The organism is Cytobacillus spongiae, from assembly GCF_021390075.1.
In genome coordinates this window covers 4,038,228-4,063,958 of sequence record NZ_CP089997.1, presented here as the reverse complement: position 1 = coordinate 4,063,958, position 25,731 = coordinate 4,038,228, and the positions used below count along the sequence as shown (strand labels likewise).

Genomic DNA, 25,731 nt, shown 5'->3' with positions numbered 1-25,731 from the left:
ATCTCATTCTTTTTAAAGGAGAAGAGTTATGGATAAGAAAATACTAGTTGTTGATGATGAAAAACCAATTGCAGATATTCTACAATTTAACTTAAAAAAAGAAGGGTACGAGGTTCACTGTGCTTACGATGGCAATGAAGCACTTGAAAAAGTAGAAGAGGTAAAACCGGATCTCGTCCTATTAGATATTATGCTGCCGCAAAGGGACGGCATGGAAGTTTGCCGAGAAATCCGTAAAAAATATGAAATGCCGATTATTATGCTAACTGCGAAGGATTCAGAAATCGATAAAGTTCTAGGGCTTGAATTAGGTGCAGATGATTATGTAACGAAGCCATTTAGCACAAGAGAGCTTATTGCCCGTGTTAAAGCGAACTTAAGAAGACACCAACAAATTCCAAAATCGGCAGATGATGAAGAGACGAATGAAATTGGTGTAGGTTCACTTGTGATACATCCAGATGCCTACATTGTATCGAAGCGAGGAGAAACGATTGAACTAACTCACCGTGAGTTTGAATTGCTTCACTATCTAGCAAAACACATCGGACAAGTTATGACGCGAGAGCATCTTCTGCAAACAGTTTGGGGCTATGATTATTACGGAGATGTGCGAACAGTCGATGTGACAGTGAGACGCCTCCGGGAAAAAATCGAGGACAATCCAAGCCACCCAATCTGGATCGTAACCAGAAGAGGAGTGGGCTATTACTTAAGAAATCCAGAACAGGAGTAAGCGATGAAAAAGGTTGGTTTTTTTCGCTCGATTCACCTGAAATTTGTGTTAGTCTATGTGCTGCTCATCTTAATTGCGATGCAAATTATTGGCGTGTATTTTGTGAGGCAGCTCGAGGAAACCCTACTCCGTAATTTCAAGACCTCTCTCCAAGAGCGAGTGAACCTTTTAGAGTATAACCTAGAGGAGGAAATGCTTAATAAGGAGGAACGGACGAAGGAAGAGCCATCTTTAGATGATGCCGTTCGGAAAATTTTACGAGACTTTGTAGCGCCCGATATTTCAGAGGTTCGCGTCATTGAAAATGGAAGCTTACGGATTATTGGAACATCTGACTCAGAAAATCAGGGGATTGTTGGATTAAAAACGACAGAGCTCTTGGTGCGCCGTACGTTTGTACGAGGAAGCGAATCAAGCGATATCCTCGTCAACCAGCAAACGGGAGAGCGTTTCTGGGTGCTAGCAACCCCAATTAAAGCAGATGGTGAAGTGTTAGGAGCCATCTATGTCGTTTCGAAAATTGAGACGGTGTACAGTCAGATGAAAATGATCAACAATATCCTGGCATCGGGTACTGCGATGGCCATGATCATAACAGCCATTCTAGGAATTCTCCTTGCTCAAACGATTACGAGGCCAATCTCCGATATGAGGAAGCAGGCTCTGGCTATGACGAAGGGGAATTTTTCACGGAAGGTTAAAGTATATGGCTATGATGAAATCGGTCAGCTAGCTATTACGTTTAATAATTTAACGAAAAAGCTACAGGAAGCTCAAGCTACGACAGAAGGGGAGCGGCGGAAGCTATCCTCGGTGCTTTCTTATATGACAGATGGGGTTATTGCAACCGATCGAAAAGGCCGTGTCATCTTAATTAATGAACCTGCAGCTAAAATGCTTGATGTTTCACGTGAAACAGTGTTGTCCAATTCAATAGTTTCGCTGTTAGGTTTAGATGAAGAGTATACGTTCGAGGACTTGTTGGAAGAAAGAGATTCGGTAATTTTGGATTATAGCACGCAAAAAAGGCCGTATATTTTACGTGCGAATTTTTCGGTTATCCAAAAGGAAACGGGTTTTGTGAATGGTCTGATTACCGTTCTGCATGATATTACAGAGCAAGAAAAAATAGATATGGAACGCCGAGAGTTTGTAGCGAACGTTTCACATGAACTACGAACCCCACTTACGACGATGCGCAGCTACCTAGAGGCGTTAGCCGAAGGGGCATGGAAGGATGAAGACATTGCACCGAACTTCCTAGAGGTGACGCAGAATGAAACGGAACGGATGATTCGCCTGGTAAATGACCTTCTTCAGCTTTCAAAAATGGACAGTAAGGATTATCGATTAACGAAAGAATGGATCAACTTTATCGAGTTCTATCATCGAATCATTGACAGGTTTGAGTTCACAAAACAACAAAGCGTTGTATTTGAACGAAGTCTCCCTGACGAAACGATTTTTGTAGAGATGGATGAAGATAAATTAACGCAAGTACTTGATAACATTATTTCCAATGCGCTTAAATACTCCCCTGAAGGAGGAAAAATTAAGTTTCTTGTTGATATTCAGGAGCAGCAAATTGTCGTGAGTGTATCGGACCAAGGAGTCGGAATTCCGAAGGACAACTTGGATAAAATTTTCGATCGCTTCTATCGCGTGGATAAAGCAAGAACCCGTAAGCTTGGTGGGACAGGTCTTGGCTTAGCGATTGCGAAGGAGATGGTGGAGGCTCACGGAGGAGAAATTTGGGCGAAGAGTAAAGAAGGGAAAGGAACACAAGTGTTCTTTAGTCTGCCTTATGTTCAAGCTGAAGAGGATGATTGGTCATGAACTTAGAAAATATAAAGTCTATCATCTTAACAATCCTAGTAATTACTAGTGTTTTTTTTACTTGGAGCCTTTGGACGTACCAACCGAACTATAGTAAAATGGACCCTTCAAAAACAGTCGAGGAAATTGCAGTTGGAGATAAGAAGGATCTCAAAAAAATCGTAAAGCCAGACCGCCTGCTCTATCATCAAAAAGGGAGCCATTTTGGCACATCCGATGCGGTTGAAATTGATAAAGTAATTAAGGAATTAAGCAAATGGAGTATTTATGAGCTAAAATATGTTTCCTTGGAAATAAATGAGTTCACTTCTTTTATTCATAAGGAAGGGAATGCGGAAATTATCTTTCCAGATTCGATTCCAATCGAGCTCTATAAGAATGTTCTTGAAATTAAAGATAACGAGAATATCAATTTTAACTTTGACCGAATTGTTATTCAAACGGAGGGGCAGCTGAAAGAGGATGGAGTGCTGTATTTTGTTTCCTATGAAGATCAACGAATCTTAAAGGGACGTGTCACCTCTTCATTTGTGATCAATTTCAAAGAGAAATACTTTAGAATGGCGTCATTACTTCCTAATTTTCAGCCGTTATTTTCGTTTCAGGTAACCGATCAGCGGACGTTGTTTTTACCAGAAGGAGCAACTTCACTTTACCGGTATGAATACATTTTAGACTCACTCCCACTTGAAAAGTTTAAAAATGCCTTATTTCGAAATCCGTCACTTGTCCAGAAGAACTTCTCGGTAACAGGGGAGGAATATACCGATAGCTCGAATTTAATGAGTGTGGACTTTGAAAATCGGACGATCTCCTTTGTAAACCCTGCGGAGAAAAATGAGTATACGATTAGTTCGAATAATCTACTGCAGAAAAGCATTGAATTTGTGAATCAGCATGGGGGCTGGACAGATAACTATCGCTATGTGGGCATAAACGAATTGAACCAGCAGGTTGCCTTTCGAATCTATGATCCAGTAGGGTATCCTGTCTTTAGTAGAGAAGGAATTTCAGATATTGTTCTTACATGGGGAGAAACCGAGATCAATAAGTATTTGCGGAATAACTTTTCCCTTGATCTTCAAACAGAGAAAACAGATGTAGCGCTTTGGTCCGGTCATAAAGTGCTGGACTATTTGCTGAAGCAGGAGGATTTCAATAAAGATTATCTTCAGGATATTGTGCTAGGCTATACGATGATCAAGGATTCACAGGATCCACTCATCTATCTTGAGCCTACTTGGTACTACCAATACAACAATCATTGGTGGCCGATTGTGCAGGATGATCGGGAGGGGATGAATTATGGATTGGAGTAAGATTAAGACGATCTTTATCATCAGCTTTCTCGTCCTCAATATTTATTTAATGTACGAATTCTTAAAGATTCTAAATGAAAGCCAGCATGATTTTATGACAGAGGCTTCTTTAGAGGAAAAATTAAAAACGGCTGAGATCGATTATAATCAGCTTCCTGAGGGGCCTAAAAAGGATGTATTCTTAAGTGCAAAGCCTCTTCAATTTACTGCCGATGTCATTGAAAATCTGGTAGGGGTGCAAAGCTTCTCAATTGGTGGAGAAGGAACGGTGCTTCAAGCGGCATTAGCCGAGCCAATCAAGCTACCAGAAAAGTTCGATCCTGCACTTCTCTCGAATTATGTGAAGGCAAAAATCTATGAAGGAACGAAATATCGCTTTTGGGAACTGAACGAAGAAGATCACACGATCACGTTTTACCAGCAATACCAGGATAAGACGTTTTATAAAAATTTAAATGGGGAGCTAACGTTCTTTATTAATGAAGAGCGGGAAGTCGTGTCTTATTCACAAACCCTTTTAAAGGATATAAAAGTACTGTCTGATAAAGAAGAAATTTTGTCCCCAATGATGGCAATAGAAACGCTCTATGAAAAAGGGGATTTGCGGCCGAAAAGTACCATCACCAAGGTGGAACTGGGCTACTATACACTCGTTCATCTTACCTCGCAAATTGTATTAACCCCTGCATGGCGGTTCGAGGTAAATGGCGAAGATAATTTATTCGTCAATGCATTTGAAGGACAAATTATCCAACTGAACAATGAAGACAAAAAAATAGTGGAGTGAGAAATATGTCTTTGCATTTTAGTGTGCTCGCTAGTGGGAGTACGGGAAATGCGGTTTATGTGGAGTCGGAGGAGCATTCCTTCCTCGTGGATGCTGGCTTAAGCGGAAAGCAAATGGAGAGCTTATTTCAGCAAATCGACCGGGATATGGGAAAGCTATCAGGTATCCTAGTAACGCATGAACACAGTGACCACATTAAAGGCGTGGGAATTATCGCCCGTAAATACCGTTTACCCATCTTTGCAAACGAAAAAACATGGCAAGCGATGGACGGGTTAATTGGCACCATACCAGTTGAACAAAAATTCACCTTTGATATGGAAACGGTGAAGAGCTTCGGTTCTTTAAGTATCGAATCATTTGGCGTCTCTCACGACGCTGCTGAGCCGATGTTTTACACCTTTCATCATGGGGATAAAAAGCTCGTCCTGATTACAGACACCGGCTATGTCAGTGATCGAATGAAAGGGATTATCTCAAATGCAGATATGTATGTGTTTGAAAGCAATCATGATGTACAAATGCTTCGTATGGGACGCTATCCTTGGAACATCAAACGACGAATATTAAGCGATGTAGGCCACGTCTCTAATGAAGACGCGGCAATCGCGATGAGCGAAGTGGCGGGCGATCGAACAAAGCGCATCTACCTTGCCCATTTAAGCCTCGACAATAACATGAAGGACCTAGCACGAATGTCCGTTAGTCAAACACTAGAAGGCAAGGGAATTCAAGTAGGAGAACAATTCTCCCTATTTGACACGGATCCTAAAATTCCTACGCCACTCACGGCTGTCTAACGTTTAAACCTATCTAAGTTAGGTAAAAAAAGAATGTAGACTCTTTTTCAGGAGAATACGTTCTTTTTTTTGTTATTAGAAGTATGACTTAGCTACATAAAACACGAAAAATAGAAGAGTTTGTTGGTATTTTAACAAGCTTAGACGAAAGTATGAACAAACTCGTAAGATTGCCTTCTACCGCATCATTTCCTTAGATTTTTTCAAATCCGTGAGTATAATTAGGGTTAGAAGGAAAAATAACTCGTAGCAATCATTTTTTAGACAAAGCAAAGCAACCGCCTTAACTGGGTGCTTGTATACTTTTTCTTAAAGAGAAGAAAGGGTTGGTGTAAATGGGATACTATGATCAAGATTATGAACAACAACGGAATAAAAAACAGAAGGGAAATCGAGGCGGCTATTTTCTCGCAAGTCTTGTCGGTGCTGTGTTAGGTGCTATGCTCGTGATTGTAGCCGTACCGAAACTTGCGGACTTCAATGTGCTTCCATATTCAGTTGAGCCTGACAACAAGCTGGAGGAAGCAGATAACGAAGCTCGTGAAAATCTAGGCCAGGTGGAGAAAATTTCTGTAGATGTGACGACAGATGTAACAAAGGCTGTTGATAAAGCAGGTGATGCAGTAGTCGGAATCACCAATATCCAATCGGCAAGCTTCTGGGATGATGGTGGACAGCCTGCTGCTACGGGCTCTGGTGTTATTTACAAAAAAGAAGGTGGCAAGGCCTTTATTGTGACGAATCACCATGTAGTTGATGGTGCATCCGATCTTGAAGTAACACTTGCCGATGGGACGAAGCTACCTGCTACCTTAAGAGGAAGCGATATTTGGACGGACTTAGCGGTAATTGAAGTTGAGGCAAAGGAAATTAAAAAGATAGCGGAATTTGGTAATTCAGATGCGTTAAAAACAGGGGAGCCTGTCATTGCTATTGGTACGCCGCTAGGACTTACCTTCTCAGGATCTGTCACACAAGGAATTATTTCAGGCTTAGAGCGTGCGATTCCTGTTGACATTAACCAAGATGGAATTGTCGACTGGCAGGCAGAGGTGTTGCAAACAGATGCTGCGATTAACCCTGGGAACAGCGGTGGAGCACTAATCAATATCAGCGGCCAGCTGATCGGAATCAATTCAATGAAAATTGCTCAAAGTGCGGTAGAAGGAATTGGTCTTGCGATTCCAATCAACTATGCAGCACCGATCATCGATGACCTTGAGCAATTTGGTGAAGTGAGAAGACCATATATGGGTGTTGAATTACAGTCTGTTAATGAAATTCCAAGCTACTATCAGCAGGAAGCGTTAAAGCTGCCGAAGGATATAACCTATGGAGTGGCGATTAAGCAAGTTTCGCCAAATTCACCGGCATCACAAGCAGGCTTACAGGAGCTAGATGTAATTGTTGAAATGGATGGAGAACAAATCACGGATGTGATTGATCTCCGCAAACATCTGTATAATAAGAAAAAAATCGGAGATCAAATGCAAATCAAATTCTACCGAGATGGCAAGCTAACGGAAACAACGTTAAAATTAAGCGGGCAAACATTCTAAGTAAATCAATAATTGACGATAGATTGTGGATAAACTAAAAGCAGGGAGGCGATTAACGCTTTCCTGCTTTTTCTTTGAGTGTTATGATGGTTTGTGGATAAAATGAAATAATGCTTATACACAAGTGGAAGAAAGAATATTAAAACAATATTAAAAGGGGTGAGATCCATGGTTTATTGCTGCGAAGAACACGTAGAAGTCGCATTAGATACGATTGTAGATGAGTATGAAACCTTCCCACAATTAGCGAAAATTGAAGAGGAGGAAAAGTTATCAACAACCTGTGAATATTGTCGAAATCCCGCAACATATGTTGTATCGAACGTATGATTCCATACAACATGTGGATATAAAATGTGGACATGTGGATAACTATTGTGGATATCTTGTTTGTAAAGAGAGGATTACCTGTGAATATCTCCATTGTAACGGTAGGAAAACTAAAAGAAAAATACTTAAAGCAAGGAATTGATGAATATTTAAAGCGTCTTTCCAGCTACGCCAAAGTCGAAGTCATCGAGGTCCCAGACGAAAAAGCGCCTGAAGAACTAAGCGAAACCGAAATGCTCCAGGTCAAACAAAAAGAAGGCGAACGCATCCTCGCCAAGATTCACCCAGATACATACATCATCGCCCTCGCCATCGACGGCAAACTCAAATCATCGGAAGAACTGGCTGACAACCTAGACAAACTCGCCACCTACGGAAGAAGCAAAATCGCCTTCATCATCGGCGGCTCCCTAGGACTAAGCGACGAAATCCTTAAAAAGGCAGATGACAAACTCTCCTTCTCCAAAATGACTTTCCCCCACCAGCTCATGAGACTAATCCTAGTCGAGCAAGTGTACCGGGCATTTCGGATTAATCGGGGGGAACCGTATCATAAATAACGGTAAACTTTAACCCTATTAATAACAAGAGAATAAAATAGGAAAATAATTAAAATAGGAAAAAACTTATAAAAGTTTTTTCCTATTTTAATTTGTGGTGGATTTATTTAATAAGAGTTAATTATTACATAAGTTATGAACTAGTATATTTATTCCATTTATTTTAGGTATAAGAAATTTTATATTTTGACAATTTTCTACAAAATTTTACCTTTTTCTTTGAGAGAATATAAGTAAAAATTATGAGGTGTTTATACTGTGAGACTAAGCAAACTTAAATTTAAAAATTTTAAATGTTTCGGTTTAGAAGAAGAAGAAATAGAATTTGATAATTTGACAACCATTATTGGTGCTAATAGTGCGGGTAAAACAGCAATAATGCATGCAATACTTAAATTATTTGGTGATACAGGAACAGAAAAAGAGATAACACGTGCTGACTTTCATATTCCTGTAGATAAATCTCCAGATGAAATCTTAAAGAACCATTTAAGTATCGAAGCAGTATTTGAGTTTCCTGAACTACAGTTAAAAAATGGGGAGGAAAGTTATGTGGTACCTATTTATTACGAAAACTTTGTAGTCTCTTCCCCAGGAAGTCCTCCATTTATGAGGGTGTTATTAGAAGCCACATGGCAACAAAGTAGTAGTCCTGAAGGTATTATTGAAAATAAGTATTTTTTTGTAACAGCTAAAGAAGACGAAGAGGTTACTGAAATTAACAAAAAGCCAATGTCAAAACATGATAGGTCACACATTAAAGTAATATATGTACCTGCTGTTAGGGAACCTTCTTCACAGTTGAAAAATGCTTCAGGCACATTATTATGGAGAACACTAAAAGGAATAAATTGGTCAGATGCTGATAAACAGGGCGTTCAACAGCAAATTAGTCTAGTTGATCAAAAATTTGGAGAACAACCAGGAGTATCTTTAATACAAAAAACAATAGAGGACCAATGGAAGAATTACCATAATGAAGACCGTTACAAGAATGCATCATTAAAATTTAATAGTACGGACTTAGAGAATATATTGAAAAAAGTAGAAGTAGAATTTACTCCTACAGAAATTGAAAGAGCATACAAAATTGATTCGCTAGGTGACGGATTAAGATCGTTATTTTATCTCTCTCTTGTAGACTCCCTTCTAGAAATAGAAAATCAAGCCATTAAAGAATTATTAGATAAACAAAAAAAGACTGATGAAAGGATTTTTAATATTGAGCCTCCTGCATTAACTCTAATTGCTATTGAGGAACCCGAAAACCATATTGGTCCACAGTTATTAGGTAGGGTAATAAATAATCTGGAAAGAATAGCTGGAAGAGAAAATTCTCAAACAATATTAACCTCACATAATCCGTCCATTGTTAAAAGGATAGACCCTAGGAATATACGTCATGTTAGGTTATGTAGGAAAACATCCAAAACACTTATAAATAAAATAGCTTTGCCTTCAGACAAGACAGCCGAGTTTAAGTATGTGAAAGAAGCAGTTCGAGCATATCCTGAGTTATACTTCGCTTCCTTAGTAATTCTAGGTGAAGGTGATAGTGAAGAGATAATACTGCCTAAAGTTATGGAACTATCAGGAGATAATGTAGATTCAAGTGGAATTTCGGTTGTTCCATTGGGCGGCAGGCACGTTAACCACTTTTGGAGATTATTGAGTCAATTGGATATTCCCTACATTACACTTTTGGATCTTGATAGAGAAAGACATGGTGGCGGATGGGGAAGAATACAATATGTTTTAAATCAATTGATAGAAATAGGGCTTGAAAAAGAAAAGTTACTTTTATTAAAAGATGGAAGTATTCTTTCAGATGAAAAATTAAAAAGCATGCACGAATCAAGTTTAAACCAAGAAGGAGTATTGTTACTAAATTCTTGGGTAAATTATTTAGAAACTTACAATGTATTCTTCTCTAACCCATTAGATATAGACTTTTTAATGTTAGAAACATTTAAGAACTATTACATGGAGACAATAAGCGGACAAGAGGGACCATTTATAAAGGATTTAGGTAAAATTAAAGATCTAACGGAAAAACAAAAAAGTGACTCGAGGTATAAGGGTAGAGTAAATGAAGATATTAGAAAGACTCTTAAGCCAGAAGGCGGGGATGGAAGCACCTATTCAGATAACCAAAAAGAATTAATGATTTGGTATAACTACTTTTTCTTAAGCAGAGGTAAACCAAGCACCCATATCTTGGCTACTTCGAATATTAAACCTGAAATATTCTCAGATAAACTACCAGAAGTATTTAAGAAGATACTTAAAACTTCTAAGAATATATTAGGTCAAATTGATGATGAAGTTGGAGTAGAAGTTAATGAATTATCATAACCCGAGAGAATGGAAACCATCTGGTGATATTATATTAGAGGAAAATGCATTAATTTCGGTAAAAAGTAACAAAAATTTATTAGTTATTGCTGGTCCAGGTGCAGGAAAAACAGAGCTATTAGCACAAAAAGCAAGTTATTTACTGGAAACGAATACCTGCCAAAATCCAAAAAAAATACTTGCAATCAGCTTTAAAAGGGATGCTGCTGAAAACTTAGCAGAACGTGTAGAAAAAAGGTGCGGAACAGAGTTATCTAAGAGGTTTGTTTCCAAAACATATGATTCATTTGCAAAAAATCTACTCGACAATTTTATCCATGGACTCCCAGAAGAATATAAACCTATGGCTCATTATATGATAGCTATTCAAAACAGGAAACAAAATGATATTCGTAAAGCATTTGATGTAGCTGGGGCTCTACCGATAAGTGGATTATCCAATAGGGATTATAACGATTTATTAAATAATAGGTTAATAGAACAGCGTTTACCAATAGAGAAAGAAAATCAAAATGGAAAAATAGTCAAAAAAGCATGGGATATCCTACTTAAGGGGGAGGTAAATGAGCTTCCACCTACACTGAGTTTCCAAATGATCTCTAGACTTGCAGAATATTTACTTAGGTTGAATCCATTAATAAAAATGGCTCTAGGGCAAACCTATAGTCATGTTTTTCTTGATGAATTTCAGGATACGACAGATATTCAGTACGATTTATTAAAGGGATGTTTTTATAAATCTTCTTCTACCATTACTGCTGTAGGAGATAATAAACAGAGAATTATGTTATGGGCTAGGGCAAAAAAAGATGTATTTGAGGCATTTAAAAAAGATTTTTCAGCAGGTGAACAACGATTATTAATGAACCATAGGTCTGCTCCAAGGTTAGTTGAAATACAAAAATTAGTTTATGGTTACTTAAATGATATTAAACAGGATGTTAAGACTAGTGAAAAGTGGTCAGAGACTGATGGTATATCAGAAATATGGACATTTAATAATGCGAAAAGAGAAGCTGAGGTCGTTGCTGAGAATATAAAGGAATTTATTAGGGATGAAAAAATAAACCCAAGAGATGTTTGTATATTAGTTAAACAATTGCCCGACATATACGGAGAAATGATTATTAGCTCTTTAAAGGAATATGAAATTATTGCAAGAAATGAAGTAGTTTATCAGGATTTTTTAAAAGAAGATATTGTAAAAATACTTCTCAATGCATTAATTAGTGCTTTAGAAAAAGAAGATACTGAATCATGGATTAGTGTTCTTAGTTTCTCAAAATTAATACGTGGTTTTGATAGTAATACAGATTTTGAAAAGTTAAATTCTTTAATAAGGGAAATAAAAGATTTTCTTAATAAAATTGATAACCAACTAAAAGGATTAAAATCGGAAAAAGATTTAGAACAAGTCATCTGGGGAATAATAAATTATTACGATATAAACTCAATAAAGGGACTATACCCAAAGTATAAACAAGGAACTTTTCTAGATGAACTTATTATTGATTTGATAGGATTCCTGTGGAGAGAGTATGTTTTAACCAATGATTGGCTTACTTCAATAGAAAATGTAAGGGGTGCAAACTCAATACCTATTATGACGATTCATAAAAGTAAGGGTTTGGAATATGATACTGTAATTTTTATTGGATTAGAAGATAGTGCATTTTGGAATTATCTAAAGCAAAAAGAGGAAGATACATGTGCATTTTTCGTTGCTTTATCAAGGGCAAAAAGAAGAATAATATTTACTTTTTCTAGTGATAGAGAGGTGACATCTCCATATTATACAAGGCAAAAAAGAGATAAAATTAAACCATTCTATGAAATCCTAAAAAAATCTCAGGTTGTAGAAGAGATTAATTATTGAAAAAAGTATATAAGGAAGAAAAAGGAATTTACTTTTGAAAGAGAGACTATGGTAATGTGAACCATGGTCTCTTTTATATATCTTTAAAAATAAGGATTTATTATGCTTAAGACAATTAGAAGTTTTCATTTAGAACATATTCAACTGCTTGATTTAAACTTTCTATATTATCGTTTCCAGCAAGAAGTGCAGTTCTTAATAGAGTTGTGACTGCTAGAATAAAGTATACAGTTTTTGCTTGATTAGAAGTTACACTTATTTACCCAAATATACCAGCTAAAATATATACTCCTTCACTTTAAAATGATTTAGTAAATAAATATAAAGTGGAGGACAGTAAAGGTGGATAAGTGGGAAATGTATATGGAAATTCAGCAATTATTAAAACAAGGGTTCAGTAAGTCAAAGGTGGCAGAAAAACTTGGAATTTCAAGAATAACAGTCTATAGACATATAGAGAAATCACCTTCGGAGATGGCGGAGTGGGTTGAATCACTCCAGTATAAAAAGAAAAAGTTAGACCCTCATAAAGAACTAATTCTTTCATGGTTAAGAATGCACCCTGACATGTCAGCTGCACAAGTATACGATTGGCTTCAAGAAAAGTATGAAGGAATTACTATTGGGGAAAGTACAGTCAGGTCTTATGTTAGATCTCTTCGTGAAGAGTATAAGATAAAGAAGGAATCTTCCCCTAGAGTGTATGAAGCTATCCAGGACCCTCCAATGGGCGAGCAAATTCAGGTAGACTTCGGTCATACCAAACAACGAACGCCTGAAAATAAGGAAGTAAAACTCAACTTTATAGCACTTGTTTTATCTAATTCTAGGTATAAGTACAAAGAATGGCTGGATCGCCCTTTCACAACACAGGATGTAATCCGAGCACACGAAAATGCATTTAGATGGTTTGGCGGGATATCTAATGAAGTGGTATATGATCAAGATAGTTTGATAGTTGTTAGTGAAAATAGTGGAGATTTGATATTAACCAAGGAGTTTCAACAATATAGAGAATCTAGAGGAATAAACATGAGGGTTTGCCGTAAAGCTGTTTATGGCAATCTAAATATGTAGGGTATGGCAATTAATTTGTGCAGTGCCCGGAGGGCACTGCACAAATTAAAAAAACCACTTGTCAACATTCCAAAATACACATACACTTCCTGTTGGGACAAACAAGCGCAGGAGGTATTAAGGAGATGTTGGCAGTGGCCGAGATTAATTATATCAGACATGAATCAAACGTAAAAGGCACTAACTATTCTCAAATTGCAAAAAGCATGGGTATAGATCGGAGAACAGTAAAGAAGTACGCAGAACAGGAGGACTTCAGTCCTGAGGGTAAGATAAAACAAGAAAGGCGTTCTCCTGTAATGGATCCAGTGAAGGATATTGTAGATGGATGGATTATGGAGGACTTTAAGCAAAAAAGAAAGTTTCGTAGAACAGCTAAAAGAATATGGGAACAACTTAAGGAAGACTTTGATTTCAAAGGTTCAGATCGCACAGTTCGAAACTATGTATCTAATCGAAAGAAGGAGCTAGTAAATGAGTCTACTCAAGCTGCTTTACCGCTAGAATCAAAACCTGGTTGTGCACAAGTAGACTTTGGGGAAGCACCATTTAAATATCAGGGAGAGGAAATAATCTTACCTTTTCTAGTTTTATCTTTTCCTTTTAGTAATGCATTTTATTTTCAAGTCTTTCCTTCTCAAAACCGTGAATGTTTTCTAGAGGGGTTAAAATGTTTTTTCCATCATATCGGTGGAGTCCCAAAAACGATAAGGTTCGATAATCTTTCGCCTGCCGTTAAGAAGGTATTGCCAAACGGGGAACGGCAATTAACGGAAGAGTTCCAGAACTTCGTCCTTCACTACGGATTTGAGTGTGAATTTTGCAACCCTAATAGTGGCAATGAAAAAGGTCATGTAGGTGCGACTTGAAGTCGTTGTGTAAATTGTCATTAGATGACTGCCCCTTCCGTTTGGGGTATTCCTACTGTCACATGCGATTGGAGTAATCCTTTGGTGTGAAGCTGACAGGACAATGTGAGAACTAGATAAACCATATATCTATATATTGCTAGGAAAAGCTTTTCTATGGTTAACAAATGTGAACTGATGTAAGAGTCGTTACCTTTGCTGAGCGAAATATGGTTGACACGCTCTACCCAAAATGGGGCAGAATTAGGCATTGATCACTCGACGTGGGTTAATGAAAACGGACAAACAATTCTCGGCTTATAGTCAGAACCTAAGGGAAAGCAAATTATTTGCACATCGGAACAAGGTAAGCCCTATGAACTCTCAAAGGAGTAGGTCAACCGTAAGGAAGATACAAATGTTCAGAGGGTAAAGGAAATTGGAGAAAGCGAATGATTATCTGTAATTGATAATATAAGGGTCAAACTTTGCCCTATACTGAAAGGTAGCTGACTTCCAATAGGTGTTCAATCGTAAGAATGAAAGGAATAACTATGAATGTAAATGCGTCAATTACATGTGGATTTCCACGTGAGAACATTACAAACAGAATGCTTGAATTTCAATGGAAAACCATAGATTGGGAACAAGCTGAAAGAGCTGTTAATAGAATTCAAATCAGGATTACGAAGGCAGTTCGAGATGGGAAACAAAATCTTGTGAAACGACTTCAATATTTATTGGTTAACTCATTCTTTGCCAAAGCTCTCTCCGTAAAAAGAGTAACAACCAACAAAGGAAAGAACACCGCAGGTGTTGATGGAATCAAATGGAACGAACCTCAAGAGAAGATGAAGGCTGTTCTAAACCTTAATAATAGGAACTACAAATGTAAACCATTAAAAAGAGTCTACATAGAAAAGTTTGGAAAAGAGGAAAAACGTCCACTTAGTATACCTACACTCCATGACAGAGCCATGCAAGCATTATATCTCCTATCACTTGAACCTATATCAGAGATAACTGCAGATAAGACTTCCTTTGGTTTTAGGAAATATCGTAGTACGCATGACGCAATGTCCAATATCTTCAATCTCCTCTCTTATAAAAGAGCAGGTACCTGGATATTAGAGGGAGATATCAAAGGCTGCTTTGATAACATTCAACATAACTGGTTATTGGATAATATACCTATGGACAAAAAAATTCTCAACAAGTTTCTAAAAGCAGGCTTTATCTTCGATAAAAAGTTATTTCCTACTGATTCTGGAACCCCACAAGGTGGTATTATCTCCCCTACTCTAGCTAATATGACATTAGATGGTATAGAAATGGCAATTGCAGAGAAATATTGGATGAATAGTAAAGGGAAAATCGATAAAAAACACAAGAATCACAAGAAAATTAATATCATACGTTATGCAGACGACTTTATTATCAGTGCAATTGATAAAGAAACTCTTATCGAAATCCAGAGCATTATAGAATCTTTTCTAATTCAAAGAGGGCTTACCCTTTCTAAAGAAAAAACACTTATTACACACATTTCCGAAGGCTTTGACTTTTTAGGATGGAACTTCAGGAAAAGAAAGACCAAATTGATTATTAGCCCTTCTCAAAAATCATTCAAGAAAATAACTCGAGATATAAGTAATATCATTAAATCGAATAAAGCAATTGAACAAGAGGAACTAATCAAGAAACTAAACCGTAGTATCATGGGATGGTGCAATTATCATCAATCCGTATGTTCAAAGCAGACATTTAAAAATCTTAATCACTTAATATGGAACATGTTGTGGAAATGGTGTAAAAGAAGACACCCTAACAAAGGGAAAAGGTGGATTATCCAAAAATACTGGAAAAATATCGGTTCACGACAATGGGTATTTATGATCGGTAATGAAAGACTGTACAACGCAGGAGACACTCCTATTGTAAGACACATTGCCCTAAAACTTGATATGAACCCGTATTTAGATAGGGATTACTTTATCAACAGAAGAGAAATGCAACGCAAAAAGAAATCTATAGCGTATCTCAAAACAACTGCTGCCCACTTATTTAATGGGTAATTGAATGCTTGAGCGGTATGACATCGAAAGAGTCACGTACCGTTCTTAGGCGAGGGAGGGATAGTGATATTCCTTCCTTAGCCGACAAGCCATGGTGAAATACGTGAGAAACAATTATCTACTTCCCGGACTTCATGTGTTTGATTTAGATCAACTTAACAAGGAGTTATGGACCAAAGCTGAGAAAGACCGTGCTCGAAAACACTACGAGAAAGAGATTCTAATCTCCCAATTGTTTGAAGAGGATCGAAAGGATTGTTTAGTTTTACCCGGCAAGGAATACCATTGTATAAGATATGAAACAGTTAAAGCTGATAAGTATGGTTACATAAAGGTGGAGAAAAATCTGTATTCTACTTCTCCTAGGTACGCGCTAAGTAAGGTTCTTGTAAGAATCTCATACAAAACTGTTGATATACTCACAGATGACAATCAACTAGTAGTGAGCCATTCAAGACTGTATGGTCAGTATAGAAGGTCTATGAAATGGCAACCATATTTGAACTTAATGGCCAAACGTCCTTTGGCACTCAAGTATACAAGTTTCTATGAGCAGCTTCCGACTGAATGGCAAACTTATTTTAATTCTTGTACAGCTTCAGAAAAGCCTGAAGCACTAAGGCTATTAGCAACCTTTTTGAAAGAACACGATTTTACTAAAGTAACGGAGGCACTAACTATAGCTTCCGAGCATGGTCACCCGTCGGTTGAGTCTATTAAACAGGTATTCTACCAGCTTATTAATGGCCGTGGGATTCGCACTGAAATAATACCGAAGATGTCATTGCCCAATATGCCTGAGGCGACAAGAGGTCTTGACCATTATGATCAGCTTCTGAAAGGAGCTGACTTGAATTGAATGGACATATTCAGGAATTTGCCAAACGACTGAAGCTAAGCTGGATAAGAGAACATTATCATGAGATAGAAGCAACAACGAATGAAGATTACTTACTAAGGCTGTTTGAAAAGGAGATTGAGCAACGAGAAGAACGTAAAACGAACCTTTTACTTACCCAAGCCACATTGCCAAAAGTAAAGGGTACCCCATTTGACTGGAAAGATATAATTCTAACTCAGGGGTTAAGTAAAGAAGATTTATTGAATGGGACGTTTATGGAACAGCAGGAAAATTTAATTTTCTATGGAGGAGTGGGAACAGGTAAGACGTATTTAGCTTCGCTAATTGGATTAAATGCCATACAGAAGTTTGGCAAATCTATTAAATTCTATACAGCGGCATCACTGGTCAACCGATTACTAGACGCAAATGAAAAAGGAACGCTTAATAAGCTGTTTAAGCAAATCGAAAAGCTTGATTTACTTATCCTTGACGAATTAGGTTATATACCTCTACATAAACAAGGGGCTGAGCTATTATTTCAGGTTATTTCAATGTGTTATGAGACCAAGAGTATTATCATTACGACGAATCTACAATTCGGTCAATGGAATCATGTTTTTGGAGATCCAATCCTTACTGAGGCAGTCATTGACCGACTGATTCACCATTCTCATTTAATTGTATTTAATGGAGATAGTCATCGCTATAAAGAGTCGATAATAAAGAACTAAAAGTAAAGTTGGCAAGTGGGTACATTTTTAATTGCCGTTTTATACATTTTTTACTTGCCAAATACACCGTAAAGCCGATCCAGAGAGCAAAGGTAAAATTGAGAATGTAGTAGGTTTTGTTAAACACAATTTTGCCAAGCATCGAGTCTTCCATAACATCGATTCTTGGAATGAACAAGGATGGGAATGGTTAAATAGAACGGGGAATTACAAGATTCATAATACAACAAAAAAGAGACCGGTTGAAGTGTTCCTCCTCGAAAAGCAACACTTAAGACCAATCTCCAAAGAAATAGGTATTTCAAATAACTATGAAAATAGTATAGCAAGAAGTGTCCATAAGGACAACACCATTCGTTACCAGTCTAATCGCTACTCCCTCCCTCTCGGGACATTCAACAAATATGAAAAGGTCTGTATCAAAGAAACAGAGAGTAAAGAATTAATTATATATATTGCCGATACAGGAGAAATCATGGCGAAGCACCTCATTCCCGAGGGAAAAGGAATTTTAGTGAAAGATAGAAAACATAGTAGGGATCGAACAAAAGGAATTGATGCATTTATTGATACAGTCGCGCAAAAATTTGAAGAGCGAGAAATGGCATATCAATACTTAGATAAGGTAAAAGAGAAATATCCTAGATACATCAAAGATCAGCTACACATTATCTTGCGTGAAACAAAAGCAAATACGAGTGAAATCCTAACTGCAGCTTTAAAGGAATGTGTTAAAAGGAAATTATTTAGTGCAACAGACTTTAGCGATATCGTTGCCTATATCAAACGCCAGCGCCGAGTACCTGATACAGATATAACCAATGAGGAGATCAAACCACTAAACTCACTCTCAGGGTGGGTACTAGAAACAGAGACACACAAGAGAAACATAGACTCCTATACAGTGATATTGGAGGGTGAATCATCATGAAACAAATTCAGCAGTTACAGGAAATGATGAAAGCCTTACGGTTCGTTGAAACAGCAAAGCACCTCCCAGAGATTATAAGAGAGGCTGAACAAAACGATCTATCCTACACACAATTTTTATTAGATGTAACAACCTATGAGCAATGTCGAAGAGAGGAAAAACAGATTAACAACCGATTGAAATGGGCTACCTTTCCGTTCAACAAGACATTGGAAGAATTCAACTTAAAGGAACAAAGATCACTAAGTAGCAAACAGTTAAATAGTCTAAAAGATTTAACTTGGGTCGAACAACTCTATAATTTAATTTTACTAGGACGGCCAGGTGCCGGTAAAACGCACCTGGCCGTTGGCCTAGGTATGGAAGCCATCAATCAGGGATATAAAGTGATTTTTACTACGATGGGTGACCTTATTCATAATCTAAGAACAGAAGATATTACACGGAAATCTAAGGCGAGGATGAAGAGAATTAAAGAGGCCGACTTAGTGATCATTGATGATTTAATGTTTATGGCTATGGACCAACAAGAAGCCAATTTGTTCTTCCATCTAATCAATGACTTATATAATCAATCATCAATTATTCTAACTTCAAATAAGGCTCCGAAAGAATGGGGAGAATTGTTAGGTGATCAAGCCATTACAACAGCCATTCTAGATAGAATCCTACATCGTGTAGAGATTATTCACTTAGATGAAGATAGCTACCGAATGAAACATAGAACTACCATATTTGGGCAACAAAGTGTATCAAAATAATGAGCAATAATTGTAACAATCTACTTGACGGTCACACTCCTCTAACTTTTTTAAAAATAAGTTCTCTGCACGCAACCGTTCATTTTCTCTTTCTAACTTCTTCATGTGAAGGCTGATTTTCTCTACTGGAGTCAAACTAGCGTCTTCTTTCTTTTTCCCACGTTTATCTTTTAACGCTTCATCTCCACCATCTTCAAATTTCTTAACCCACTGATAGACCTGTTGATAAGAAACTTGATAAGTGTCAGCTGCTTTTTGATAATCTTTTCCGTTCCCCAAGCAATCCATCACAATGTGTACTCGTTCTTCCCAAGTCGTTTTTCTTCCCTTAGTCATAGAGCTCGTCCTTCCTTGTGCCGTATCCTTTATATCTCTATGACTATTATACTTCTTTATCCAACGCCTGAGGACAGAAGTACTCGATATTTCATACAACTCCACAATCTCACGTATCGAATACTTCCCAGACAGATAATCTCTAATGGCAGCCAATTTCAATTCCTTTGAATACTTTTTCCAAGTAGAAGACTCTTTGAGACCTTCGAATCCATACTTATCAAACTTGTGTTTCCAGTCTAGGATCGTTGAACGATGAACATTATATTTAGACTCAAGTTCACCTGGTGAATATTGCTTATCTAATGCGGTTAATATTTCGTATTTCTCTTCTACAGAATAAGCTCTTTTGGACATAAAAAATACTCCCCCACAAGCAGTCAGATTTTTATTTTTTAATCTGTCAACCTATAGGGGAGCATATCAATTATGGAGGTGGGCCATTTTTTATTTTTATGGAAAAATGGGAAAATTAGTTCCTAATTGCTCCTCACTATAAATCAAGATTAATAGATTAGTATTATTTTAGATTCTTGTAATAGTACAACTTGTTCATTGAATACCCATTAATAAAAATGGAATGGGTGGTTCAACATGAACAAGCAGCCAAAGAAGATTAAACTTTCCCAAATAAGGTTAGAAACAAGTTATCGGAATAGGGAAAAGGACTTGAGTTTAGAATTGAGTATTAGAAGAGGTGGTTTGAAAGTACCGTTAATTGTTGAGGAAGAAAGTGAAAACCAATATGTGTTAGTGGATGGTTACCGACGTTTTTATGCCCTTGAGTTTTTAGAAATAGAAGATGCTGAATGTATCGTTGAAGTGGTATCTTCGGAAGAGGAACGAATTGTTAAAAGGTTAGGAATAGAATTACACACAAAGAAGAGGACTTCATACCAGTTGGAAAGAATGGTTAACCGATTATTAGAAAATGAAAAGAACGATGCCAAATTGATTGCAAGCCTTTGTAACGTTACAGAAGGGACCATCACCAAATATATTAAAGGTTCTGATGTTAATCCGGATTGGCTAAGGAGAGGCGAACAAACTGGTGCAGGTAGACACGCATTCACTGATATTCATAAATTAAAAATAAATGAAGAAACGAAAAACTATGTAGCTGATCAATATATCGATAGGAAGATCAATAAATCTACTGTTGATGTCATAAAAAAAGCAACGAGTGAAAAAGCATTTAAGGATGTACCTGAAGAAAATCTAAAAGAATGTATTGACCAAATTATTGAACAACATACCAAAAGGTACGAAACTGTAAAAGAAGTTGTCAGTGAAAGTAGTTTACGAGCTGGGTACACTAAAAGTAGTCATACATTCATGCATAATATAACTTTAAATTTGTTAGCAAGGATTGAGAAGATCTTTAATAATGGTTATTATGTAAATTATTTATCCACTAAGCAAAAAGATAAATTGACTAATTCACTTCACAATTTACTTCAAACTATAAATCCACCAATAAAATGGTCCGACTTTCCAAAAGATGAACAGTTTAATGAAAGTAAAGAAGACGAGGGCGGTGAGAGCTTAGAGCATTAATTAAATTTCAAAACTGCATATGTTGAAAATATAGCTTTATATCATATAATATATTCGTCTGAATTTGTCCACCAAACTCAAAGAGGTGGGCTTTTTTTGTTTTACAGGGGAGTTATTTAAATAAGAGGAGATTGAGCTATAAAGATAGGAAAGGCATAAGAATAACTGGTCTCTATATAGTAGAAACTCGGATTTTCCTAAACTATATTTTTGCGTATTTTTATCTATCCAGCCTCACGGCGTCCTTACCACATCTACGAGTAGCTTTGGATCAAAACCATGTTTGACCTCTAAAGCTACATGACCAACATGTACTACTATTTTAGATTGAGAGTCTTCCATTGTGTCATCCATTTCTAAGGCAACCCATTGTGAAGAGTTGTTAGGCGTGGCTTCGGTTGTTTGAATCTTTTTCTTCTAGTACCAAAATTAATGAATACTTACTTCGTTGGCGGCACACCATTTTGAAGCGCTTATTCCGCTGGCTGTAAAGCTAGCAATTCGTTGTTCCCATTCAATTCTAAGATCAGATCTCTTCATAGCAAAACCTCCATCATATTTGATCTCTAGGAGATTATCACATATAAAAAGGCGTCGAACCATGTGGGCATAGTTTTACGCTTACTAATTAAGTACAATCCTTGGCTTATATGAAACTTGATTGTTTTCACTATATTCCTTGACATCGTTCTTAAAATATACAAAAAGCACCCCAACATTTGGTATAGTGTAATTGTCGAGAAAACACTAACAAATAGAAGAGGTGCCTCCTATATGATAGAGATAATAACCAAAACAATCAACTACCAAATGAATTGAAATTTGTATTTCATGAATTAGAGATATTCAAACATCTGCGTCAAGCTGGGATTAAGAAGCGATTAGGTTTTACCGCTTCATATTTGTTCCAACTCGTATTTTGTCTTATTTTTCATCACAATAGTTGGTTTACTCTCCTAAAATCAAAGAAAGGAGAGTGTTATCCAGCTAAAGACGCTGTTTATCGGTTTATGAATCATTCCAAGTTTGCTTGGGGTCGATTCTTAACCTTATTTAGCGCGAGTACCATTCAAAAGGTAACCAAGCTAACAGATTCCAAACGTCCAAAAGTGTTGATTAGTGATGATTCCATGTTTGACCGAAACCGTAGTAAGAAAGTAGAGCTTTTAGCACGTTGTATGGATCATTCTTCATTGAATAAACGCTTTTATAAAGGCTTTCGAATGCTTACTTTGGGTTGGTCAGACGGCTTTACGTTTATGCCTCTAGACTTCACATTGTTAAGTTCTAAGAAGGCGCAAATCAATGGGATTTCAGAGAATATAGATAAACGCAGCTCTGGCTATAAACGTCGGATAGAAGCGTTAGAAACAGCTCCATCCATCATTCCTATTATGATAGAGCGAGCACTAGATGCAGATGTTCCAGCTGATTATGTGTTAATGGATACATGGTTTACACAACAACCCCTAATCAAATACATTGTAGAAACAGGCCTGGATGTAATCGGGATGGTTAAAGCTACGAATCAGCGTTATATAGTAAACAATCAAAGGCTATCTCTAAAAGAGCTCTATTTTATGGCGAAACCTATTCAAAACAAGAAAGGCATTTTACGATCTATCCATACCAAGATGGCAAACGGGATTGAAGTTAAAGTGGTATTTGTTCAAAACCGTAATAAGAAAAGTGAATGGCTGGCGATTCTCAGCACCGATTGTACGCTTTCTGAACAAGAAATCGTACGTGTTTACGGCATGCGTTGGGATATTGAGGTTTTCTTTAAGACGACTAAATCCCTGTTACGCCTTCAAAAAGAATTCCAAGGAATGTCATATGATCTACTAATCAGCCACACAACTATTGTGTTTTCTAGATATATCGTCTTGTCTTGGCAGAATCGTTGTAACATCGATCAACGTACTCTAGGTGGGATCTTCTATGAGCTTTGTGATGAAGTAAATGAACTTGATTGGGCTGTAGCTTTACAGCAGTTAATCGAGCTTCTTGAAGATACCCTAAAACAAACCAATAAAAAATTCAAGAGTTAATCAAAAGTCAACTTCAACAGTGGATTGACGGCCTTCCTAATTACATCAAGGCTTATTTGTCGATTTCAGTCTGCGAAGTTTGAGTTATTAAAATAAAAAGTAATTTTTGTTTTGATTTTCAACTACTTTTCATTTACTTCTCCTTTTATTTGGGACTCAAATCGACTAATAAACATCCCAATAGGATTAGGATTGGTTGGCGAAATATAATAAACCAAAGGGTATTCAATCCTTACTACGGTTCTTTTATGTACTTTCTGTTTATCTAAACCTAAGTGATACGTATTCCCTACTTCTGCTTTAATATGACTCATATTCTCACTCTTTCTAATCATTTTTATTTGATTTAACATCCCCGTTTAGTTAAAAACATTACCTAACCCAATTCGCAATATGACTACCAAAGTATCTACCGATTTTCTCAACTTCAGTCATTATGCGGCTAATACCAACTTCAGATAAAAACCAATTTTCCTTGGTTATTCCATATCTGTCGACAACTGGAGAAACAAAGAACTCAGTTTCTTTTGGAAATTCTGCTTGGTAACATAATAATGCTCGACGAGAATGTCCAGCTTTACAGACAATTATAACTTTTTTAGGGGATATGCCTTTTTTATATAGAACTTCCAACGACAAACGTGCATTTTCTAAGGTATGTTGTGCTCTATCTTCCCTTAAAATTGCTTCATCAGGCACCCCATTTGCAATGCCAATATTTCTTAAATACTCCCATTCAGTTGTTCCAACATGTGGTTTATATCCCCCAGATGGTAGTATGTATGGTGCTAATCCCTGTTTATATAAGGAAGCAGCTTTATCCATTAGTTGAGGGTGATTCGCACCTGGAACTAAAATTACATCTGCTGGTACAATTTCGGTTTCAACAAAAATAAAGTTGGTAATGCAATCGAATGGATAAGTCATTGTGTATACCTCCTTTATACAGGTATTACTAGGTTGAATTTGTGTGAAAGAGGACTCTGATTCCTTATTGAAGAAAAATTTAGTTAAGACTTATTAATAACCCTTTCTCTGAGTAAATATGGTACTGAAGATATACTATTTATCAATCCTTTTGTATCGTTTGTTATATGTATGTAATCTTCCGCTTTTTGAGCATCCATCCAAATGATTTCTTCAATTTCTTCTGGCATTGAAATGTTAATTTCTCCACCAATTATTTTTCCTCTAAAAGTAAAGAAAATAGCGTGATGCCCTCTATCTTCAAAAAATGCTTCACCTATAGAAAAAATACCTTCTACCTCTATATCAAAACCCGTTTCCTCTTTTACTTCACGAATTGCAGCTTCTTCAAGCGTTTCTCCTTGTTCAACAGCTCCACCAGGAAGCGTGTAGTATGAAGTTTTTTCTCCCATATTTTTAACCATCAATACATTCTCACCCTGTTCATCAAAGAGAAGTACATATGCTACATCTACCCTTTTCATAACTTGGAATTCCCCCTATTAGATATGACTCAATCTATATTTATAAAATGAAAATCTAAATTAAATAGACCGATAATACATTAATTAAGCTATCCAATTAGTCCAAAATCTCTTGCACATTAATTTTTAGATAATCTCTTAAAATTAACAATTCATTTTTATCAAAATCATAGTTTTGTTTCTCGTATAAATATCTATTTACTACTTTTTGAATGGTTAATTTAAATTCATTTGGAAGAGTGGTTAACCCCCAGTTTCCAGCTTCTTGTTTAGAGGAAATAATACCTCCTCTTAGATACCAAAACACTCTAATTAAATTTAATACACAATAAATTGGGTCCCTTTCAATATTTTCTAAACAATCTTGATAATCGCCTATAATAGATGATATATAATGTGAACGAGGAACTGAGGGAAAAACTACTTTTTAGGGGGTCCTTCTAGACAAATTCCCTTTTGAGTTATGATGGTAATATGTGCAGCTAAATCAACATCTTTCATCTGCTCATCATTTATATATTGATTTTTCCCTTGGAACAAATCACTTACATACCGCTCTCTCCAAAACTCACTATAATGAAAATCAAATGGACACGGATGCTCCCAATTTTTTAATTGTTCTTTATTCAAAAAACTAATCTCCACAGGAAAGGGTTCACTTGAATGTGTTAAAAGAAACTTTGCTAACATTCTCTTAGTTTCAATTCTTAATGGATTTTTTGTAACAACCAAAACATCAATATCACTACAATTCGGATTAAATCCCCCCATTGCTAACGAACCATGAATATAGAAACCCACAAAGTTTATTTCTACTATTTCTTTAATTCCTTCCAATAAATATAGAACAAAATTTTGAGTATTACATGAACATGTCTCCCAACTATAAACCATGACTAAATCCTCCAGCT

Annotated in this window: 24 protein-coding genes and 2 pseudogenes; 19 read left to right on the top strand and 7 right to left on the bottom strand. The window is 36.7% G+C overall.

The genetic code is table 11. The features are described 5' to 3' along the window. Positions 1-28 precede the first annotated feature (28 nt). The 17 genes and pseudogenes from yycF to istB (LS684_RS20255) all read left to right on the top strand — a co-directional run bounded on the left by yycF (position 29) and on the right by istB (LS684_RS20255) (position 19,425). Positions 29-736, top strand: a complete 708-nt coding sequence (gene yycF, locus LS684_RS20335; RefSeq protein WP_233808860.1) for a response regulator YycF — start codon at positions 29-31, stop codon at positions 734-736. Between the two features lie 3 nt (positions 737-739). Then, positions 740-2,572, top strand: a complete 1,833-nt coding sequence (gene walK, locus LS684_RS20330) for a cell wall metabolism sensor histidine kinase WalK (RefSeq protein WP_233808859.1) — start codon at positions 740-742, stop codon at positions 2,570-2,572. Beyond that, complete coding sequence (locus LS684_RS20325; protein WP_233808858.1) at positions 2,569-3,891, top strand: YycH family regulatory protein; 1,323 nt, start codon at positions 2,569-2,571, stop codon at positions 3,889-3,891. Before walK ends, LS684_RS20325 begins: the two co-directional genes overlap by 4 nt. Then, positions 3,878-4,678 (top strand): two-component system regulatory protein YycI, encoded by an 801-nt coding sequence (locus LS684_RS20320; protein ID WP_233808857.1) that lies wholly within the window; start codon positions 3,878-3,880, stop codon positions 4,676-4,678. The genes LS684_RS20325 and LS684_RS20320 overlap by 14 nt, the downstream gene beginning before the upstream one ends. 5 nt (positions 4,679-4,683) lie before the next feature. Further along, positions 4,684-5,478, top strand: a complete 795-nt coding sequence (locus LS684_RS20315) for an MBL fold metallo-hydrolase (protein ID WP_233808856.1) — start codon at positions 4,684-4,686, stop codon at positions 5,476-5,478. 335 nt (positions 5,479-5,813) lie between these two features. Next, entirely contained in the window at positions 5,814-7,037 is a 1,224-nt protein-coding gene (locus tag LS684_RS20310; RefSeq protein WP_233808855.1) for a S1C family serine protease, read from the top strand. Between the two features lie 168 nt (positions 7,038-7,205). Continuing rightward, positions 7,206-7,367: a CxxH/CxxC protein gene (locus LS684_RS20305; protein WP_233808854.1), complete on the top strand. Its 162-nt coding sequence runs from the start codon at positions 7,206-7,208 to the stop codon at positions 7,365-7,367. Between the two features lie 80 nt (positions 7,368-7,447). After that, complete coding sequence (gene rlmH / locus LS684_RS20300) at positions 7,448-7,927, top strand: 23S rRNA (pseudouridine(1915)-N(3))-methyltransferase RlmH (protein WP_233808852.1); 480 nt, start codon at positions 7,448-7,450, stop codon at positions 7,925-7,927. Positions 7,928-8,185: 258 nt separating this feature from the next. Beyond that, on the top strand, positions 8,186-10,282 hold the full coding sequence (locus LS684_RS20295; RefSeq protein ID WP_233808850.1) for an ATP-dependent nuclease: 2,097 nt from the start codon (positions 8,186-8,188) through the stop codon (positions 10,280-10,282). Next, positions 10,269-12,158, top strand: coding sequence for a UvrD-helicase domain-containing protein (locus LS684_RS20290; protein WP_233808848.1), 1,890 nt, complete (start codon positions 10,269-10,271; stop codon positions 12,156-12,158). Before LS684_RS20295 ends, LS684_RS20290 begins: the two co-directional genes overlap by 14 nt. A 342-nt stretch (positions 12,159-12,500) precedes the next feature. Beyond that, positions 12,501-13,235, top strand: a complete 735-nt coding sequence (locus LS684_RS20285; protein WP_233808847.1) for a helix-turn-helix domain-containing protein — start codon at positions 12,501-12,503, stop codon at positions 13,233-13,235. Positions 13,236-13,360: 125 nt separating this feature from the next. Next, positions 13,361-14,098: pseudogene (gene istA, locus LS684_RS20280) on the top strand (IS21 family transposase); the annotation flags it as partial. A 596-nt stretch (positions 14,099-14,694) separates the two neighbouring features. Further along, the gene (ltrA, locus tag LS684_RS20275; RefSeq protein ID WP_233808846.1) at positions 14,695-16,158 is read left to right on the top strand and encodes a group II intron reverse transcriptase/maturase; all 1,464 of its coding nucleotides are present in this window, start codon (positions 14,695-14,697) and stop codon (positions 16,156-16,158) included. Between the two features lie 103 nt (positions 16,159-16,261). Further along, positions 16,262-17,017: a Mu transposase domain-containing protein gene (locus LS684_RS20270; RefSeq protein ID WP_233808845.1), complete on the top strand. Its 756-nt coding sequence runs from the start codon at positions 16,262-16,264 to the stop codon at positions 17,015-17,017. Beyond that, the gene (istB, locus tag LS684_RS20265) at positions 17,014-17,733 is read left to right on the top strand and encodes an IS21-like element helper ATPase IstB (RefSeq protein WP_233808844.1); all 720 of its coding nucleotides are present in this window, start codon (positions 17,014-17,016) and stop codon (positions 17,731-17,733) included. The genes LS684_RS20270 and istB (LS684_RS20265) overlap by 4 nt, the downstream gene beginning before the upstream one ends. A gap of 31 nt (positions 17,734-17,764) precedes the next feature. After that, complete coding sequence (locus LS684_RS20260; RefSeq protein ID WP_233808843.1) at positions 17,765-18,664, top strand: hypothetical protein; 900 nt, start codon at positions 17,765-17,767, stop codon at positions 18,662-18,664. Then, complete coding sequence (istB, locus tag LS684_RS20255) at positions 18,661-19,425, top strand: IS21-like element helper ATPase IstB (RefSeq protein ID WP_284701572.1); 765 nt, start codon at positions 18,661-18,663, stop codon at positions 19,423-19,425. The genes LS684_RS20260 and istB (LS684_RS20255) overlap by 4 nt, the downstream gene beginning before the upstream one ends. On the opposite strand, the gene LS684_RS20250 is transcribed toward istB (LS684_RS20255), so the two are convergent. Then, positions 19,417-20,118, bottom strand: coding sequence for a helix-turn-helix domain-containing protein (locus LS684_RS20250; RefSeq protein WP_233808842.1), 702 nt, complete (start codon positions 20,116-20,118; stop codon positions 19,417-19,419). The two genes, istB (LS684_RS20255) and LS684_RS20250, sit on opposite strands and share 9 nt — an antisense overlap. A gap of 237 nt (positions 20,119-20,355) precedes the next feature. On the opposite strand from LS684_RS20250, the gene LS684_RS20245 reads away from it, so the two are divergent. Next, positions 20,356-21,318 (top strand): ParB/RepB/Spo0J family partition protein, encoded by a 963-nt coding sequence (locus tag LS684_RS20245; RefSeq protein ID WP_233808841.1) that lies wholly within the window; start codon positions 20,356-20,358, stop codon positions 21,316-21,318. Positions 21,319-21,747: 429 nt separating this feature from the next. Here LS684_RS20245 and tnpA read toward each other — a convergent pair whose 3' ends face one another. After that, positions 21,748-21,858: an IS66 family insertion sequence element accessory protein TnpA gene (tnpA, locus tag LS684_RS24335; RefSeq protein ID WP_432418786.1), complete on the bottom strand. Its 111-nt coding sequence runs from the start codon at positions 21,856-21,858 to the stop codon at positions 21,748-21,750. Positions 21,859-22,133: 275 nt separating this feature from the next. Here tnpA and LS684_RS20240 point away from each other — a divergent pair. After that, positions 22,134-23,452, top strand: a pseudogene (locus LS684_RS20240) (IS4 family transposase). Between the two features lie 39 nt (positions 23,453-23,491). Here LS684_RS20240 and LS684_RS20235 read toward each other — a convergent pair. The 5 genes from LS684_RS20235 to LS684_RS20215 all read right to left on the bottom strand — a co-directional run bounded on the left by LS684_RS20235 (position 23,492) and on the right by LS684_RS20215 (position 25,714). After that, entirely contained in the window at positions 23,492-23,683 is a 192-nt protein-coding gene (locus LS684_RS20235; protein ID WP_233808839.1) for a hypothetical protein, read from the bottom strand. 58 nt (positions 23,684-23,741) lie between these two features. Continuing rightward, entirely contained in the window at positions 23,742-24,296 is a 555-nt protein-coding gene (locus LS684_RS20230; protein WP_233808837.1) for a YdcF family protein, read from the bottom strand. 83 nt (positions 24,297-24,379) lie between these two features. After that, positions 24,380-24,820, bottom strand: coding sequence for an NUDIX hydrolase (locus tag LS684_RS20225; protein ID WP_233808836.1), 441 nt, complete (start codon positions 24,818-24,820; stop codon positions 24,380-24,382). Positions 24,821-24,917: 97 nt separating this feature from the next. Beyond that, positions 24,918-25,199 (bottom strand): aminoglycoside adenylyltransferase domain-containing protein, encoded by a 282-nt coding sequence (locus tag LS684_RS20220; RefSeq protein WP_233811721.1) that lies wholly within the window; start codon positions 25,197-25,199, stop codon positions 24,918-24,920. Positions 25,200-25,240: 41 nt separating this feature from the next. Beyond that, positions 25,241-25,714: a nucleotidyltransferase domain-containing protein gene (locus LS684_RS20215; RefSeq protein WP_233808835.1), complete on the bottom strand. Its 474-nt coding sequence runs from the start codon at positions 25,712-25,714 to the stop codon at positions 25,241-25,243. Positions 25,715-25,731 lie beyond the last annotated feature (17 nt).

What these genes read in the sequence shown, in the direction of transcription:
- yycF (WP_233808860.1), top strand. Translation starts at nt 29, where the DNA reads ATGGATAAGAAAATACTAGTTGTTGATGATGAAAAACCAATTGCAGAT.
- walK (WP_233808859.1), top strand. Translation starts at nt 740, where the DNA reads ATGAAAAAGGTTGGTTTTTTTCGCTCGATTCACCTGAAATTTGTGTTA.
- LS684_RS20325 (WP_233808858.1), top strand. Translation starts at nt 2,569, where the DNA reads ATGAACTTAGAAAATATAAAGTCTATCATCTTAACAATCCTAGTAATT.
- LS684_RS20320 (WP_233808857.1), top strand. Translation starts at nt 3,878, where the DNA reads ATGGATTGGAGTAAGATTAAGACGATCTTTATCATCAGCTTTCTCGTC.
- LS684_RS20315 (WP_233808856.1), top strand. Translation starts at nt 4,684, where the DNA reads ATGTCTTTGCATTTTAGTGTGCTCGCTAGTGGGAGTACGGGAAATGCG.
- LS684_RS20310 (WP_233808855.1), top strand. Translation starts at nt 5,814, where the DNA reads ATGGGATACTATGATCAAGATTATGAACAACAACGGAATAAAAAACAG.
- LS684_RS20305 (WP_233808854.1), top strand. Translation starts at nt 7,206, where the DNA reads ATGGTTTATTGCTGCGAAGAACACGTAGAAGTCGCATTAGATACGATT.
- LS684_RS20290 (WP_233808848.1), top strand. Translation starts at nt 10,269, where the DNA reads ATGAATTATCATAACCCGAGAGAATGGAAACCATCTGGTGATATTATA.
- ltrA (WP_233808846.1), top strand. Translation starts at nt 14,695, where the DNA reads ATGCTTGAATTTCAATGGAAAACCATAGATTGGGAACAAGCTGAAAGA.
- istB (WP_284701572.1), top strand. Translation starts at nt 18,661, where the DNA reads ATGAAACAAATTCAGCAGTTACAGGAAATGATGAAAGCCTTACGGTTC.
- LS684_RS20250 (WP_233808842.1), bottom strand. Translation starts at nt 20,118, where the DNA reads ATGTCCAAAAGAGCTTATTCTGTAGAAGAGAAATACGAAATATTAACC.
- LS684_RS20245 (WP_233808841.1), top strand. Translation starts at nt 20,356, where the DNA reads ATGAACAAGCAGCCAAAGAAGATTAAACTTTCCCAAATAAGGTTAGAA.
- tnpA (WP_432418786.1), bottom strand. Translation starts at nt 21,858, where the DNA reads ATGAAGAGATCTGATCTTAGAATTGAATGGGAACAACGAATTGCTAGC.
- LS684_RS20235 (WP_233808839.1), bottom strand. Translation starts at nt 23,683, where the DNA reads ATGAGTCATATTAAAGCAGAAGTAGGGAATACGTATCACTTAGGTTTA.
- LS684_RS20230 (WP_233808837.1), bottom strand. Translation starts at nt 24,296, where the DNA reads ATGACTTATCCATTCGATTGCATTACCAACTTTATTTTTGTTGAAACC.
- LS684_RS20225 (WP_233808836.1), bottom strand. Translation starts at nt 24,820, where the DNA reads ATGAAAAGGGTAGATGTAGCATATGTACTTCTCTTTGATGAACAGGGT.
- LS684_RS20215 (WP_233808835.1), bottom strand. Translation starts at nt 25,714, where the DNA reads ATGGTTTATAGTTGGGAGACATGTTCATGTAATACTCAAAATTTTGTT.